The following is a 15,734-nucleotide window of genomic DNA, read 5'->3' on the forward strand; positions in this document are numbered from 1 at the left end:
GGCGGAGGGATGACGGATGCGTGAAGCAGTGATCGTCGACGTGGTGCGCACCGCGTCGGGCAAGGGCAAGCCGGGCGGGGCCCTGTTCGAGGTGCACCCGGTCGACCTGCTCGCGAGCGTGCTCGAGCAGCTCGTCGCGCGCACGGGCATCGACCCCGCGATCGTCGACGACGTGATCGGCGGGTGCGTGCAGCAGGTCGGCGAGCAGTCGGGCAACGTGACGCGCAACGCCCTGCTCGCCGCGGGCTTCCCCGAGCACGTGCCCGGCACATCCATCGACCGGCAGTGCGGATCGAGCCAGCAGGCGGCCACCTTCGCGGCGCAGGCGATCATGGCCGGCTCGCAGGACGTCGTGATCGCGTGCGGCGTCGAGTCGATGAGCCGGCTGCCGCTCGGCACGGCCGCGATCGAGCGCGACATCCACGGCTCGCGGCTCGCCGAGCGCTACCCCGACGGGCTCGTGCACCAGGGCATCTCGGCCGAGCTCATCGCCGCGAAGTGGGGCTTCAGCCGCGCCGAGCTCGACGACTTCGCCGCCCGCTCGCACGAGCTCGCCGCGGCGGCCGCGGCCGACGGCCGATTCGACGGCGAGGTCGTGCCGATCGCGACGCCCGCGGGCGAGCATCGGCTCGACGAGACGGTGCGCGCGTCGACGACGCGCGCGGGGCTCGCGGGTCTGAACCCGTCGTTCGAGCATCCGCGCTACGCGGAGCGCTTCCCCGAGATCGAGTGGCGCATCACGCCCGGCAACTCGTCACCGCTCACCGACGGCGCGTCGGCGGCGCTCATCATGTCGAAGGAGAAGGCGGATGCGCTGGGCCTCCGACCGCGCGCCCGCTTCGTCGCGTTCTCGGTCGTGGGCGACGACCCGATTATGATGCTCACCGGACCGATCCCGGCGACCGCGAAGGTGCTCGACCGGGCCGGCATGCGGATCGACGAGATCGATGCGTTCGAGGTGCACGAGGCGTTCGCGTCGGTGCCGCTCGCGTGGCTGCGCGAGACGGGCGCCGACCTCGATCGGCTCAACCCCCGCGGCGGCGCGATCGCGCTCGGGCACGCGCTCGGCTCGTCGGGCACGCGGCTGCTCGCGACGCTCGTGAACGAGCTCGAGCACAGCGGCGGGCGCTTCGGCCTGCAGACGATGTGCGAGGGCGCGGGCATGGCGAACGCGACGATCATCGAGCGCCTGGACTGACGCCCCTCAGCTACGCGGCGAGCGCCTGCTCCACCTGCGGCCGCAGCTCGGCGGGCGTCGTCGTCGGGGCGAAGCGCTCGATCACGCGGCCATCCCGGCCGACCAGGAACTTCGTGAAGTTCCACTTGATCGCGCCCCCGAGCATCCCCTTCTTCTCGTCCTTCAGCCACTGGAAGACGGGATGCGTCGACGGTCCGTTGACCTCGATCGGCGCGAACATCGGGAAGCTCACGCCGTAGTTCTGCTGGCACACCTCGGCGATCTGCTCGACCGAGTCGTGCTCCTGCTTGAACGAGTCGGAGGGGAAGCCGAGCACGACGAGCCCGTCCTCCTGCAGCTCGCGATAGAGCTGCTCGAGCCCCTCGAACTGGGGCGTCAGCCCGCACTGGCTTGCGGTGTTCACGACCAGCACGACCTTGCCCTCGAAGTCCTTCAGATCGACCTGCTCGCCCGTGAGGGCCTCTGCCTGGAAGTCGCTGAGCGTCGTCATGCCGCCACTCTGCCGCGCGTTGCTATGCGCGCACCGAGAGCCGCCCGCCCGCCCGACGCCGCGCAGAGTGCCGGAACTCTGCACTCTGCAGACCTCAAGACGACAGAGTGCCGGAACTCTGCGGTGCGGGGGCGGCGGGCGGCGCGTCGAGGCGGCGGCTCGACCACGCTGCGAGCGCCGCGACGAGCACGCCGGCCGCTGCCACCCCGACAAGCCAGCGGAAGTCGACGACCGTCAGCAGCGCGCTGCCGAGGGCGAGCATGAGCATCTGCGGCACGTTGATCGACACGTTGAGCGCCGCCGAGGTGCGGCCCTGCAGGCGCGGCGGCGTGAGCCGCATCCGCAGCGTCACGACGCCCACGATGATCCACGGCACGCAGAACCCGATGAGCGCTTGCGCGCCGCCCATCGCGCCCCAGCGCATCCATGCCTCCACGAGCGGCCACTGCACCGCGACGAACGCGAAGACCGTGCCGAGCCCGAGGAGCGCGAGCCCCGCCGCGACGAGCCGCCGCTCGCCGATGCGCCGCAGCACCGCCGCAGAGCACAGGCCGCCGAGCAGCCCGCCGACGCCCTGGATGCTTCGCAAGGGTCCTTTCGAAGAGATCGCCTCGGCGTGACGCGGGGCATGGAGAAGGCCCTCGCCGAGCAGGCGAGGGCCTTCGGGCGACGCGCGTCAGCGCATCGAGACGAGGATCTTCACCTCGTGCTCCTTGTTGTCGATGAGCTGACGGAATCCCTGCTCGACGATATCGTCGACGAGGATGCGTCCGGTGATGAAGGGCGCGAGGTCGACGGCGCCGCTGCGGGCGAGCTCGATCGCCTCGACGTGGTCGTTGGCGTAGCCGATCGACGCGCCCATGACGCGGTCCTGCATCGTGAGGCCCGCGGTGACGTCCAGCTCGTACGGCTTCGTGTGGATCGCGACGATCTCGAGCCGGCCCCCGGGCCCGAGCACGTCGAGCAGCTGCGTCACGACGGCGCCGACACCCGCCGCGTCGAACGCGACCTCCGCGCCGCGGCCCTCGGTGTCGGTGCGCACGACCTCGGCGAGGTCTTCCTTCGCCGGGTCGACCACGACATCCGCGACCCCGGTGTCGCGCGCCTTCTCGCGGCGCGCGGTCGACATCTCCGACACGATCACCCGCAGGCCCTTCGCCTTCAGCACCGCCGCGACGAGCAGGCCGATGGGGCCCGCGCCGCCGACGACGGCCGTCTGGCCCTCCTCGGCACCCGCGTGCTTGACGGCGTGCAGCGCGACGGCGAGCGGCTCGATGAGCGCCGCCTGGTCGAGCGGCAGGTCGCCGACGGGGTGCACCCAGCGACGATCGACGACGATGCGCTCGCTCAGCCCGCCGCCGAGGCCAGAGATGCCGATGAAGCCCATCTGCTCGCACAGGTTGTACTTCCCGGCTTGGCACGCGGGGCACGTGCCGTCGACCATGAGCGGCTCGACGACGACGCGATCGCCGACCTCGAGGCCGTCGACGCCCTCCCCGAGCTCCTCGACGACGCCCGAGAACTCGTGGCCCATGACGACCGGCAGCGTCTCGTTCGAGAGCGGATGCGGCTGGTCGGCCGAGGGCGCGGGCGGGATCGGGCCGTCGTGGTACAGGTGCAGATCGCTGCCGCAGATGCCGTTGAAGGCCGGCGCGATCTTGACGGTGCCGGGGCGCGTCTCGGGCTCCTCCACCTCCTCGACGCGGATGTCTTCCTTGCCGTAGTACATCGCCGCCTTCATGTCGCGACTCCCTTCGTCGATGGAGCCTCCACCATGGCGCGCGCGCATCAGAGCGCGCTGGACGCGCGCGTCAGCCTGCCGCGACGAGCTCCTCGCGGCGCAGCTCGATCCAGGGCCCCGCAGGGTTGATGACGATCGCGGCGAACGGCCCCTGCTGCAGCTGCTCGAGCACGTGCGTCGTGGTCGTCGTGACGATGCCGTCGCGCAGGTCACGGGCAGCGAGCTCGGGAGCCGACGTGTAGGCGACGAGCGCCGTGCTGCCGTCGTCGCGGCGCGTGACGCGCAGCTGCGGGGGCGCGTCGCTCTCCTGGCCCTCGGCCGGCTGACCGGCGAGCAGGAGCGGCCCCTCGGCGACGAGCGCGGTGATGACCTCCGCGCGCGAGCCGGTGCCCGCATCTGCCGCCGCGATCGCGGCGCTCAGCCGGTCGTTGCGCGGATGGCGCAGGGCGAAGTCGATGTCGGCCGCCGAGAGGGCTGCGGTCTTCTCGGCCGGGTCGATGTAGAGCCACGCGGCACCCTGGCGCTGCGCGAGCTCGAGCACCGCGGCCGCCGGCTGCGCGATCGACTGGTAGCGCGTGCCCTCCGGGTGGATGCGGGCGATCTCGGCGTTGCTCGTGAACGCGAGCAGCGCGCGCTGCCCGTCGGGCCCGACGCGCTGGTTGATGCGCAGCTTCGACCCCGTGTGGAGCCGGCCGTCGGAGATGTCGAGCTCGGAGCCTGTCACGTCGAGCAGCAGCTCTCCCGTGAGGCACGCGCGCAGCACGTCGATCATCGTCTCCTGCGAGCGGTCGGCGGCGAACGCCGCCACTGCCCGCCGCACCCGGCTGTTGTCCACGAGCTCTGCCATGCGACCACGCTAGCGATTTCTCGGGCCGCGCGGCAGAGAGTCTGCCGACGATGCACGATTCAGTCTTGACTTATATAAAGCACGATGCAACAGTGCTCGCATGCACGCGTTCGACGTCCTCGGCGATCCGGTGCGGCGACGCATCCTCGAGCTGCTCGCCGACGGCGAGTCGAGCGCGGGCGAGCTCGCCGAGACGATCGGTGCCGAGTTCGGCATCAGCCAGCCGGCGGTGAGCCAGCACTTGCGGGTGCTGCGCGAGCAGGGCTTCGCGAGCGTGCGGCCCGAGGGGCGACGGCGCCTCTACGCGGTCGATGCGGCCGGTCCGCGCGCGGCGAGCGAGTGGCTCAGCGCGTTCGACCGTTCCTGGGCGCCGCGGCTCGCGGCGCTCGACACCGAACTCGCGCGAGGACGCCGCCAGCGGCGGCTCGACGCCGAGCGCGACAGCACGACGGAGGGATGACCATGGTGGATGTCCAGGCACAGCTCGGCGCGGTGGAGCGCACGGTGGGGAGCACGGAGGTCGACGGCGCGCCCGCGCGCGTGCAGTCCCTCGCGCAGCGCTACCCCTCCCCGATCGACGACGTGTGGAGCGCCGTGACGGATCCCGCGCGCATCGGGCGCTGGTTCCTCCCGGTCTCTGGCGAGTTGCGGCTCGGCGGCCGCTACCAGACCGAGGGCAACGCGGGCGGCGAGATCCTCGAGTGCGAACCGCCCGCTGACGACCGCGCGCGCTATCGCGTGACGTGGGAGTTCGGCGGCGGCATGTCGTGCCTGGTTCGATCCCACCACCGGCCACCCACATGTGACGGGGCCGCGACACGCCGTCGTCGAGGTGCCGGCGACCCGGCAGCGTCGCCCGGGCTCGAGCTGACCCGTTCCCGCCGACGCGAGCCGTTGCAGCGGGTCGCGTCGCCGATAGGGGGTCGCCTGGGCGCTGCGAAGGGTCGCGTCGGCGAGACGGGGTCGGGTGGCTGCCGCGACGGGTCGAGTCGGCGCGAAGGGGTCGCGTCGGCCGGCCCGCCTGGCGTTCACCGGACGAGCAGGATCTTGCCGCCCGGCGCATCCGCCGAGCCCATGAGCGCGTGCGCCGCGCCGGCCTCGGCGAGCGGCATCGTCGTGCCGATCACGGGGCGGATCTCGCCGGTCGAGAAGAGCGGCCAGACGTGCTCGCGCACCTGGGCCACCGCATCCGCCTTCGAGCCGCGCCCCTCGATCGGGCGCGCGCGGAGCGTCATGGCGCGGAGCGTCACCCGGCGCTGCATGAGCCGGCGCAGGTCGATCTCCGCCCTCGAGCCACCCTGCACGGCGATGATCGTGAGCGACCCGTCGAGGGCGAGCGCGTCGAGGTTGCGGTCGAGGTAGTCGGCGCCGATGACGTCGAGCACGAGCTCGGCGCCGCGGCCCTCGGTCGCGCCGAGCACCGCCTCGACGAAGTCCTCCGAGCGGTAGTCGATCGCGAGCTCGGCGCCGAGCGAGCGCACGAGCTCGTGGTGGCGCGCGCTCGCGGTCGTCGCGACGCGCCAGCCGCGGGCGCGCAGCAGCAGGATCGCCATCGTGCCGATGCCGCCGGAGCCCCCGTGCACGAGCGCGACGCCGTCGGGCGAGGGCGGCGGCACGTCGCGGATGGCGGTCCAGACGGTGAGCACCGCCTCGGGGAGCGCCGCCGCCTCGTCGAGCGCGATGGCGGCAGGCACGGGCAGCACTTGCGTCGCCGGCACCGCGACCCGCTCGGCGTAGCCGCCGCCCGCGAGCAGCGCGCACACCGGCTCGCCGAGCGTGAACCCCTCCACGCCCTCGCCGAGCGCCGTGATCGTGCCCGAGCACTCGAGCCCGAGGATCTCGGAGGCGCCGGGCGGCGGCGGGTACTTGCCCGCCGCCTGCATGACATCGGCCCGGTTGACGGCGGTCGCGACGACGTCGATGACGACCTCGCCGTGCCCCGCGACGGGATCGGGCGCATCCTCCCACTCGAGCGGCGCGCCCGCCGCGCGCTGCCGGATCGCCTTCACGTCGTCAACGCACCGCGATCGTGAGCAGCAGCACCGCGTCGGTGAGCGCATCCACCGCGTGCGTCTCGTCGGGGATGTCGACGAGGTCGCCGGCCGCGAGCTCGACCGACGCGCTCCCCCACCGCAGCCGCACGCGGCCGACGAGCACGTGCAGCGTGCCCTCGCCGTTCGCGGAGTGGTCGTCCATGCCGTTGCCCTCGGTGAGCGCGAGCACCGTCTGCCGCAGCGAGAGCGCGCGGCCCGAGCGGGTCGACCGCCCGGCGCGGCCGCTCGAGGCCTCGCGCGCGGTCGCGAGCAGCTCGTCGGTCAGGGTGGGCAGGTGCACGGTGTCCATGCCCCCAGCATGCCGGGAATCGCGCCGGGGCTCTAGCCTGGCCGCGGAGGCGGACATGACGGATGCGGTGGGTCACGAGGGCGCGCTCGGCGCGCCTCGCGTCGTGGCCGACGGCGCAGCGCTCGCCGCGCGCACCGGCGCGGCCGACGAGCGCGGCGCGGTGTGGCGGCTCGCGGAGCCCGAGCGGCACCTCGACGCGAACGTCATCGCGCTCCCGCCGCTCGGGCGCATCGAGCCGCACGACGGGCCGGCCGAAGACGTGCTGTGGCACGTGCTCGCGGGCGCCGGCACGCTCGAGGGCGACGGCGAGCCGATCGAGCTGCGCGCCGGAGCGATCGTGTGGCTGCCGCGCGGCTCGCGGCGCGCGGTGACCGCGGGTGAGGAGGGCCTGCGCTACCTCTCGATGCATCGCCGGAAGGGCGGCCTCGGCATCGGCGGGCGGCCGGTCGGCTGACCCGGCTCAGCCCTCGATCAAGATCGCGGGCCCGCGGCGCGGGGAGGGCGCTCGCGCGCGCTACATTCGGCTCTCGTGAGCAACGTCGCGCCCTCCGCCGTCATCCTCGTACGCTCGCGCCGGTTCCGCGTGAACCCCGCGACGGCCGCCGACAACGCCTTCCAGGCCGACCCGCCCGCGGTCGACCCCGCGGCCCTGTCGGCGCAGGCGACGCGCGAGATGGACGCGGTCGCCGACGCGCTCCGCGCGGCGGGCGTGACGGTGCACGTCTTCGACGACGACGACCCCACGCGCCCCGACAGCGTCTTCCCCAACAACTGGATCTCGACGCATCCGGGTGGCATGGTCGGCGTCTTCCCGATGTTCGCCGCGAACCGCCGGCACGAGCGCCGCGGCGACGTGCTCGAGATGCTCAAGGCGCACTACCGGGTGCAGACGATCGTCGACTACTCGGGCCTCGAGGCCGACGGCATCTTCCTCGAAGGCACGGGCGCGATGGTGATCGACCACGACTCGCGCGTCGCCTACATGGCGCGCAGCCACCGCGCCGACCAGGTGGCACTCGAGCGCTTCTGCGCCGACTTCGCCTACGAGCCGATGGCGTTCGACGCCGTCGACTCGGGCGGCCTGCCGGTCTACCACACCAACGTGCTCGGCTGGATCGGCACCCGCATGGCGATGTTCGCGCTCGAGATGGTGCCGGATGCGTCGCGTCGCGAAGCGCTGCGCGAGCGGCTGTCGGTGCACGGTCGGCAGGTCGTCGAGCTCACCGAGGCGCAGGTGGGCGAGTTCGCGGGCAACGCGATCGAGCTGACCGGCCGGCACGCCGACGGCAGCTGGCGGCCGATCGTCGCGATGTCGGCGCGGGCGCGGCGCTCGCTGCGCGATGACCAGGTCGCCGCGATCGAGCGCTCGGCCGAGATCGTCGCGGTCGACATCCCGACGCTCGAGCTCTCAGGCGGCTCGGTGCGCTGCATGATCGCCGGCATCCACCTCGACCCGCGGCCGGGCGTGAAGCCCGGGCACGCGGCGGCGGACGACGCGCTCGCCGCGGAGGGCAGCGGGCTCCTCGCGTAGCCGAGGAACTCTCCGCCGGTCGCGCTTCGCGCGCGGACCGGCGCAGCCCGCGGGATGGGGCTCAGCCGCCGGCGGAGCGGTAGTGCGCCGCGAGGCGGCGGAGGCCCTCGTCGATCGAGACGCTCGGCGCCCAGTCGAGGTCGCGGCGCGTGTCGCGCTGGTCGAACCAGTGGGCGGTCGAGAGCTGCTCGGCGAGGAAGCGCGTCATGGGCGGCTCGTCCCGACCCGGCCGGATCGCCCAGGCGCGCTCGATCGCGCTGCCGGCCGCCTTCGCGAGCGCGGCTGGCACGCTGAAGCGCGGCGGCTGCACGCCTGCGGCGAGGCAGATGCCGGCCATGAGGTCGCCGACCGCGCGCGGCTCGCCGTTCGTGATGACGTAGGCCTTGCCGTGGGCGGTGTCGGCGCGGCGCAGCGCTGCGACGATCCCGGAGGCGGCGTTGTCGACGTAGGTCGAGTCGATGAGCGCGGTGCCGCCGTCGAGCAGCGGCACCGTGCCGCGGCGCGCGCGGTCGATGATGCGCTCGGTGAGCTGCGCGTCTCCCGGGCCCCACACGAGGTGCGGCCGCACGGCGACGACCCGCATCGAGGCGGAGTCGCGGGACAGCGCGAGCAGCTCGGCCTCCGCCTTCGTGCGCGCGTAGTCGCCGCGCGCGTGCTCGGGCGAGGCCGGCTCGGCGCCGACGCCCGCGAGCGCCGCGCCCGCGTGCGCGACCGAGGGTGACGAGACCTGCACGAAGCGCGAGACGCCCGCGCGCTCGGCGGCGTCGAGCATGGTGCGGGTGCCGTCGACGTTCACGCGCCGGAAGTCCGCCGGGTCGCCCGCGAGCGAGACCTTCGCGGCGAGGTGGATGACGCCCTCGGCGCCGTCGAGGGCGCGCGCGACGAGGGATGCGTCGGTGACGGAGCCCAGGACATCCGTCGCCCCGGGCACCTGCGACGGGCGCCGCTGGAACGTGCGCACCTCGTGCCCGGCCGCGACGAGCTCGGCGGCGACCGCGCGGCCGAGGAAGCCGGATGCGCCGGTGACGACGATCACGGCGCGCTCGGCTTCTCGCCCGCGAGCACGCGCTCGGCCCAGGCGGACAGGCGCGAGCGGTCGATCTTGGAGTTGTGGCGGATGTCGGTCGGCAGCTGCGGCACCGCGAGCACGGCGGCGAGCGGCACGCGGGAGCGCTCGCGCACGGCGGCGGCGAGCTCCGGCTCGGCGAGGCCCGGACGGGCGACAGGCGGGATCGTCTCGACGACCGCGACGGCCTGCCGCAGCCCGTGCGGGCCGACGCCGACGACGCCCGCGCGGCGCACGCCGTCGACCGACTCGGCGTCCTGCTCGGGGCCGACGGGCGCGATCGGGCCGTCGGCGGCGACGATGACATGCTGCGTGCGGCCCTCGATCCACACGCGCCCCTCGGCGTCGAGGTGGCCGAGGTCGCCGGTGCGGTGCCAGCGGGGCGCGTCCGCGTCGACGAGCGCCTCGGTCTCGCGCGCCGCCATCCGGTCGGTGAGCCAGAGGCGGTCGTAGTGGTCCTTGAGGTGCCCCGCGGCGATGACGATCTCGCCGAGCACGCCCGGCTCGGCGCTCGGCGCGCCGGTCGCGCGGCCCTCGGCGTCGAGCGCGCTCACGAGCACGCGATTGTCGCCGATGGGCTCCCCGACGCAGACGCCGGCGTCGGGGGCGGATGCGGCGGCCCGGATGCCCTCGAGCGTCACGTCGGTCACGAGCAGGCACTCGGTCATGCCGTAGGGCGTGTGCGGGGTCGCGTTCGGCATCACCTCGGCGGCCGAGGTGAGCAGGGCCTCGCCGATGGGCGCCCCGGTGGAGAGGAACGTGTGCACGCGCGCGAGCGCAGCGCGCTCGTCGGGACCGAGCGCATCCGCCGTCGCCACGACGTTGAGCACCGCCGCGGGCGAGAGGAACACGATGCCGGCCTCGGACTCGCGCACCGCCGCGGCCACCGCGGTCGCGGTGAGCGTGCGCGGCGCGGAGACGTCCATGTCGGGCGTCGCGGAGCGCGTGCCGAGCGCCGGGCCGAGGAGCGCGAACGGCGCGAAGCCCGTGACGAGGCCCGTTTCGGGCGTGATCTCGAGGTGGCGCGCGAGCACGTCGCGGAGGGCGCTCAGCTGGCCGTGGCGGTAGACGACGCCCTTCGCGGGGCCCGTGGAGCCGGAGGTGAAGAGGATCGCGGCGTCGTCGTCGGGGCCGGGTTCGGGCGGCGGCGCCGCGCCGCTCGAGCGGATCGCGGCGCCGAGCGCGGCGACCTGGCCGAGGCTGTGCGAGACGTCGAGCGCGGCCTTCGCGGCGTAGGGCAGCCGCTCGGCGGAGATGCGCATGCCGGGCCAGCCGAGCGCGCGGGCGGCGGTGAGGCCGAGCCGCTCGCCGATGATGGCGTCGGGCCACGCGCCGCGGACGGCGCGGGTGAGGCCCTTGACGCCGAGGCCCGCGTCGGCGACGACGACGACCGCGCCGATGCGGAGGCACGCGTAGATGACGGCGGTGAGGGTCGGGCCGGGCTTGACGAGGAGCGACACGCGGTCGCCGCGCTGCACCCCGAGCTCCGCGAGGCCCGCGGCGAGGTCGAGCACGCGGTCGTGGAGCTGGCGCCAGGTGACGCGGCGGGCGGGGCCGCGCTTCGTGGACATGTCGATGACGGCGACGTCGTCGTCGGTGGCGCGGGCGTCGAGGCCGGACCAGAGGGGGACGAAGTCCTCCGCCATCCCGTTGGTCGAGTAGTCGACCGCAGGACGACGCATCGAGACCGCGCTGCCGCTCAGCCACTGCAGGATCGCCTCTGCGTAGGGGCGCTCCTCAGCGATGAGGTGGTTCGCGCCCTCGAAGCGGTGCACGTCGGCGTGCGGCAGCCGGTCGACGAGGTCGTCGAGGTAGCGGTCGCTGAAGATCGGGTCCTTCGGCCCCCACAGCATGAGCGCCGGCACCTCGAGCGCCGCGACGCCCGCGGCGATGCGGTCGAGCTCCGCGCGACTCTCGTGCGAGGCATCGACGGGGATGTCGGCGACGAAGCCGCCGATGCCGCCGCGCCGATCGGCCGAGCCGTACGGCGCGCGGAACGCGTCCTTGACCTCAGCAGGCAGCGGCGGGCTCGCGAGCGTGAGCGTCGTGTCGAGGAACGCGGTCGTCGCGACGGTCGAGGCGGCGAGCACGCCGCGCGCGCCCGCGAGCCGCAGCGGCGCGGGGATCGGCACACCCTCCGGGTGGTGGATCGCCGTGTTGAGCAGCGTCACGCCCGCGAGCGGCCGCGGGTGGTCGACGGCCCAGCCGAGCGAGACGACGCCGCCCCAGTCGTGCCCGAGGGTGACGACCGGGCCCTCGAGCTGCAGCGCATCCGTCAGTCCCGAGAGGTCGGCGACGCGCTGCGCGAGCGGCCGGTGCATCCCGGTGCGCTCGGAGTAGCCCATCTCGAGCTGGTCGACGGCGATCACGCGCCACGCGGGCTCCCCCGCTGCAGCGGCCGCGACCGACGCGGCCAGCAGCGACCGCCACAGGTAGCTCCACGTCGGGTTGCCGTGCACCGCGAGGATCGTGCCGGCGCGGGCCGCGCCGAGGCGCTCGAGCTCACCACCCGTGTCCAGGACGTGCCACGTGCGGGTGCGTCCCGCATCCGCCCCCGTGCCCGGCACGGCGACGAGCCGGCTCCAGGCGGGGTCGAGCCCCGGCAGCCCCGTCGGCGGCAGCGCGGCGGGGGCGGCGGGAGCAGTCACCAGGCGAGCTCCATCATGGCCGTGTTGAGGCCCGAGCCGACGCCCATGAGCAGCACGCGATCGCCGCGCTGCAGGTGCTCCCGCTCCTCGACGAGCGTGATGGGGATGGATGCGGGGCCGACGTTGCCGAGGCGCGGGAAGGTCGTGGGCACGCGGGCCGGGTCGAGGCCCGCCGCCTTGATGATCGCGTTCGTGTGCACCGAGGAGACCTGGTGCGTGATGTAGCGATCCATCTTCGACCAGTTCCACTCGGGCGCGGCCTCGCGCCAAGCGGAGACGACGAGGTCGAGGCCGCCCTTCAGCAGCTCCTTCGCGTTCGTGTACATGCCGTCGACGCTTCCGACGCACAGGTCGTGGAACTGCGTCGCGGCGCGCGTGACGCCCCCGAGGATGCGGTGGCCGTCCGGGTGCTTGTCGGCGCGGCCGAGCACGGCGGCGGCGGAGCCGGAGCCGAGCGTGAGAGTGGCGAACTCGCTCAAGAAGCCCGTGCGGTCGACGTCGTCGCGCAGCAGCCGGTCGATCGTGTTGACCTGGATGTCGTCGGCATCCTCGCCGTTGACGACGATCGCGTAGTCGATCTGCCCGGCCTCGATCATGCCGCTCGCGAGGCTCATGCCGTTGACGAAGCCGAGGCACGCGTTCGCGACGTCGAAGTTGATCGCGCTCGTCGGCAGGCCGAGCTCATGGTGCAGGCGCACGGCGACGGAGGGCTCGAGGTGCTTGCGCGTGACGCTCGTGTTGATGAGGAGGCCGACCTGGCCCGGCTCGACGCCGGCTTCGGCGAGCGCGCGACGACCCGCGTCGACGGTCGCGGCGTCAGCGGACTCCCCCGCCGTCGCATCCCAGTTGCGGCGCTCGAGCACCCCCGCGACCCGGCGCAGCAGTCCGCCCTTGAGGCGCAGCCGCGAGAGCGCGTCATCGAGGCGGCGCTCGATGTCCTCGGAGGTCGTCACCCGGCTGGGCAGAGTGCTCGCGACCGACAGCAGGGCGACGTTGTCGAAGCGGGTGGTCGCGTTGCCTGTCATATGAGGTCTCCGTGGGAGGCGGCTGGGCGCGGTCGCGCACCGATAACGGTATCGACGCGACCTGTGGTCGATCTGCATGGGCGCGTGGGAAACGCCTCGGCTTCAGCGTGCCGGATGCCTGGGTGCGCGATCGCGCGCACCGAGCGTGCCGCTCGCACTGCGTCGCGCGAGCCAGCCTGCCGCGAGGCCGACGGCGACGCCGGCGAGGTCAGCCAACGCATCCCACGCATCGCCCGAGCGGCCGGGCAGCAGCAGGTGCTGCACGACCTCCGACAGCACGGCGTGCGCCGCGAGCGCCGCGCCGAGCCAGAGCGGCCGGAGCCCGGCGAGCACGCCGAGCAGCGCCGGCGCGGCGAACACTGCGAAGTGGACGAGCTTGTCGGAGCCCGGCGGCGCGGGGGTGCCCGACGGCGGGTCGGGCACGTAGAGCACCACGAGCTGCGCGACGAGCGCGAGCGCGAACAGCACCGCCGCGGTGCGGCGCCACGCTCGAGAGCTCATGCGTCGATCGTCGCACCCCGTACACGCCTGCAACCTCTCCCTCTACATGTAGCGCCGGATCGACTCGCGGATCGCTTCGGCGTGCGAGTAGATGTCCTCCAGGGAGTCGATCGGGTGGCGAGTCTCGACCTTCGCCTCGTCGAAGACGCCGATGTACTTCTGCTTCTTGTTGTTGAAGTGCAGTCGCGCGACCGGCTTGCGATTGTTGTCATCGAGGAGCACCGCGAAGTACGACTTCGCGTCGCGGTGAGCGATGCGCTGTGGCTTCACCTCGCTGCAGCCGATCGCCTTGATGATCTGGTAGCCCTCGAGCTCCTCGAGCGTGGTGTCGATCTCGGTATCGCGGTCGAGATCCTGCTCGGCCACTGGGCCGCTCGCGACCTCCGCCCCAGTCGCGGGGGAAACGACGGCAGGCGTGTACCCCGTCGCTGCCAGTGCCGTCTTCAGCCGATCGTTGACCTGGTCGCTCAGGAACTGCTTCGCTGCCTTGGTGACGAGACCCGTGAACTGCTCACGCACCTTCTGCGTGAACGCCTTGTCGTAAACGCGAGAGGTCAAGAATTTCACCCACTCGTCCGACGGCTCCTTGAACTGCGCCGCGATGACCCGCTTGATGGCACCGACGTACTTGAGTTCCTCCGCAGCGCTGATGATCGAGTCGAGATCGAAGTTCTCCTTCGTCAGCTTCCGCAGCTCCGGAACTACCGAGGGGTCGATGTCGCTGAGGTCGAGCACCAGGAACGGCTTCTCATCCATCCGGTTCGGCGCATCCAGGTCTGTGTAGAACTGGTAGACCTCCCCATTCGTGAGGATCGCAATGCGCGCGTTCGTCACGGCGAAGTAGCGGAAGAGCTGCGACGCGTGCTCGAGCTTCAGGTTGCCGACCGACGCCTTGCACTCTAGGAGCATCTGCACCTCACCGTCGCGCATGATGGCGTAGTCGATCTTCTCGCCCTTCTTGAGACCGACATCCGCCGTGAACTCCGGCACCACTTCGAGGGGGTTGAAGACGTCATAGCCCAGGATCGACGAGATGAACGGCATGATGAGGGCGTTCTTGGTCGCCTCTTCGGTCTGAATCGCAGACTTCTGGTTCTGCACCTTCACCGAAAGCGCTTCGAGCCGGTCGTTGAACTCCATCGTTCCTCCTCGCGTTGGGACGAACGTAGCGCGAGCTTGCGACATTTCTTCAGCACACCACCGCAGTGCTCGAATATCGCGGTGCGTCAAGGGAAAGCGCTGCTTCCAACGAGGCGTTCGCCCCGAGACGACGAGCCCGGGCGCACCTCCGAAGAAGCGCGCCCGGGCTCGGATCGTACGGATCTCTCAGCGTCACGGCGTCGGCATGCCGCCGTTCACGTTGAGCGTCTCGCCGATGACGTAGCTCGACTCGGGCGAGGCGAGGAACACGTAGGCGGGCGCGAGCTCGGTCGGCTGGCCGGCGCGGCCGAGCGGCGTCGACTTGCCGAACTCCGGCAGCTCCTCGGTCGGCTGGCCGTCGGTCGGCTGCAGCGGGGTCCAGATCGGTCCGGGCGCGACCGCGTTGACGCGGATGCCCTTCGGCGCGAGCTGCTGCCCGAGCCCCTTCGTGAAGTTGTTGATCGCGGCCTTCGTCGACGCGTAGTCGAGCAGCACCGGCGGCGCCATGTAGGCGACGACCGACGTGGTGTTGATGATCGTCGAGCCCGGCTGCAGGTGCCCCAGGGCCGCCTTCGTGATGCGGAACATCGCCAGCACGTTGACGGCGTAGGTGTCGACGAGCTGCTCGTCGTCGATGTCCTCGAGCGACTCCTGCGCGATCTGCTTGCCCGCGTTGTTCACGAGGATGTCGAGCCCGCCCAGGCCCTCCACCGCATCCGTCACGAGGGTCTCGCAGAAGGATGCGTCGGTGAGGTCACCGGGGAGGAGGACCGCCGTGCGCCCCTCGGCCTCGACGATGCCCTTGACCCACTGCGCGTCGGACTCCTCAGCCGGCAGGTAGTTGATGGCGACGTCGGCGCCCTCGCGCGCGAACGCGATCGCGACGGCCGCGCCGATGCCGGAGTCGGCGCCGGTGATGAGCGCCTTGCGGCCCTGCAGGCGGCCGGTGCCGCGGTACGAGTGCTCGCCGCGGTCGCTCTTCGGCGTCATCTCGGAGTCGAGGCCCGGCTCCTCCTGGTGCTGCTCGGGCGGCTCGATCGCGGGGTAGCGATCGACGGGGTTCTGGAACGTCAGCTGGTCGGTGGTCTCGAGGTGCGCGTCGTCGGCGTGCGTCTGGTCGGTCATGACTGGCTCCTTCGCGTCGGGATCAGCACGGTAGCCAGCCGGGCTGAGCGCGGTGTGCGGCTGGTGCACAGCGCGCGTG

Annotated in this window: 16 protein-coding genes and 1 pseudogene; 5 read left to right on the plus strand and 12 right to left on the minus strand. The window is 72.7% G+C overall.

The genetic code is table 11. The features are described from left to right. The first annotated feature begins 16 nt into the window (after positions 1-16). Positions 17-1,198, plus strand: a complete 1,182-nt coding sequence (locus JSQ78_RS07835) for a thiolase family protein (RefSeq protein WP_211446842.1) — start codon at positions 17-19, stop codon at positions 1,196-1,198. 10 nt (positions 1,199-1,208) lie between these two features. Here the strand turns inward: JSQ78_RS07835 and JSQ78_RS07840 are convergent, their stop codons facing one another. From JSQ78_RS07840 to JSQ78_RS07855, 4 genes are all read right to left on the minus strand, one after another. Then, positions 1,209-1,688 carry a glutathione peroxidase gene (locus JSQ78_RS07840; RefSeq protein WP_211446843.1) on the minus strand — a complete coding sequence of 160 codons (480 nt, stop codon included), beginning with the start codon at positions 1,686-1,688 and terminating at the stop codon, positions 1,209-1,211. 94 nt (positions 1,689-1,782) lie between these two features. Further along, positions 1,783-2,277, minus strand: coding sequence for an MFS transporter (locus tag JSQ78_RS07845; protein ID WP_211446844.1), 495 nt, complete (start codon positions 2,275-2,277; stop codon positions 1,783-1,785). Between the two features lie 87 nt (positions 2,278-2,364). Next, on the minus strand, positions 2,365-3,429 hold the full coding sequence (locus tag JSQ78_RS07850; RefSeq protein ID WP_211446845.1) for a 2,3-butanediol dehydrogenase: 1,065 nt from the start codon (positions 3,427-3,429) through the stop codon (positions 2,365-2,367). Positions 3,430-3,499: 70 nt separating this feature from the next. Continuing rightward, the gene (locus JSQ78_RS07855) at positions 3,500-4,276 is read right to left on the minus strand and encodes an SseB family protein (RefSeq protein ID WP_211446846.1); all 777 of its coding nucleotides are present in this window, start codon (positions 4,274-4,276) and stop codon (positions 3,500-3,502) included. 100 nt (positions 4,277-4,376) lie between these two features. Here JSQ78_RS07855 and JSQ78_RS07860 point away from each other — a divergent pair, with 100 nt between their 5' ends. Both JSQ78_RS07860 and JSQ78_RS14075 read left to right on the plus strand, forming a co-directional pair. Next, on the plus strand, positions 4,377-4,736 hold the full coding sequence (locus JSQ78_RS07860; RefSeq protein ID WP_211446847.1) for an ArsR/SmtB family transcription factor: 360 nt from the start codon (positions 4,377-4,379) through the stop codon (positions 4,734-4,736). A 2-nt stretch (positions 4,737-4,738) separates the two neighbouring features. Beyond that, a pseudogene (locus tag JSQ78_RS14075) lies at positions 4,739-4,930 on the plus strand (polyketide cyclase); the annotation flags it as partial. A gap of 374 nt (positions 4,931-5,304) precedes the next feature. Here the strand turns inward: JSQ78_RS14075 and JSQ78_RS07870 are convergent. Both JSQ78_RS07870 and JSQ78_RS07875 read right to left on the minus strand, forming a co-directional pair. Next, entirely contained in the window at positions 5,305-6,285 is a 981-nt protein-coding gene (locus tag JSQ78_RS07870) for an NAD(P)H-quinone oxidoreductase (RefSeq protein ID WP_211446849.1), read from the minus strand. 4 nt (positions 6,286-6,289) lie between these two features. After that, on the minus strand, positions 6,290-6,619 hold the full coding sequence (locus tag JSQ78_RS07875) for a cupin domain-containing protein (RefSeq protein WP_211446850.1): 330 nt from the start codon (positions 6,617-6,619) through the stop codon (positions 6,290-6,292). Between the two features lie 55 nt (positions 6,620-6,674). Between JSQ78_RS07875 and JSQ78_RS07880 the strand changes: the two genes are divergently transcribed. Both JSQ78_RS07880 and ctlX read left to right on the plus strand, forming a co-directional pair. Further along, entirely contained in the window at positions 6,675-7,073 is a 399-nt protein-coding gene (locus JSQ78_RS07880) for a cupin domain-containing protein (RefSeq protein ID WP_211446851.1), read from the plus strand. Positions 7,074-7,148: 75 nt separating this feature from the next. Further along, positions 7,149-8,150, plus strand: coding sequence for a citrulline utilization hydrolase CtlX (gene ctlX, locus JSQ78_RS07885; RefSeq protein ID WP_211446852.1), 1,002 nt, complete (start codon positions 7,149-7,151; stop codon positions 8,148-8,150). Positions 8,151-8,211: 61 nt separating this feature from the next. Here the strand turns inward: ctlX and JSQ78_RS07890 are convergent, their stop codons facing one another. From JSQ78_RS07890 to JSQ78_RS07915, 6 genes are all read right to left on the minus strand, one after another. Continuing rightward, positions 8,212-9,186 (minus strand): NAD-dependent epimerase/dehydratase family protein, encoded by a 975-nt coding sequence (locus JSQ78_RS07890; protein WP_211450664.1) that lies wholly within the window; start codon positions 9,184-9,186, stop codon positions 8,212-8,214. Then, positions 9,183-11,864: an alpha/beta fold hydrolase gene (locus JSQ78_RS07895; protein ID WP_211446853.1), complete on the minus strand. Its 2,682-nt coding sequence runs from the start codon at positions 11,862-11,864 to the stop codon at positions 9,183-9,185. Before JSQ78_RS07895 ends, JSQ78_RS07890 begins: the two co-directional genes overlap by 4 nt. Continuing rightward, positions 11,861-12,889: a 3-oxoacyl-ACP synthase III gene (locus JSQ78_RS07900; protein WP_211446854.1), complete on the minus strand. Its 1,029-nt coding sequence runs from the start codon at positions 12,887-12,889 to the stop codon at positions 11,861-11,863. Before JSQ78_RS07900 ends, JSQ78_RS07895 begins: the two co-directional genes overlap by 4 nt. 102 nt (positions 12,890-12,991) lie before the next feature. Continuing rightward, positions 12,992-13,390, minus strand: coding sequence for a VanZ family protein (locus tag JSQ78_RS07905; protein ID WP_211446855.1), 399 nt, complete (start codon positions 13,388-13,390; stop codon positions 12,992-12,994). Between the two features lie 42 nt (positions 13,391-13,432). Beyond that, positions 13,433-14,530 carry a type I restriction endonuclease gene (locus tag JSQ78_RS07910; RefSeq protein WP_211446857.1) on the minus strand — a complete coding sequence of 366 codons (1,098 nt, stop codon included), beginning with the start codon at positions 14,528-14,530 and terminating at the stop codon, positions 13,433-13,435. A gap of 192 nt (positions 14,531-14,722) precedes the next feature. Further along, the gene (locus JSQ78_RS07915; protein ID WP_211446859.1) at positions 14,723-15,655 is read right to left on the minus strand and encodes an SDR family oxidoreductase; all 933 of its coding nucleotides are present in this window, start codon (positions 15,653-15,655) and stop codon (positions 14,723-14,725) included. Positions 15,656-15,734 lie beyond the last annotated feature (79 nt).

The sequence above is a fragment of the Agrococcus sp. Marseille-Q4369 genome (assembly GCF_018308945.1).
Lineage (GTDB): Bacteria > Actinomycetota > Actinomycetes > Actinomycetales > Microbacteriaceae > Agrococcus.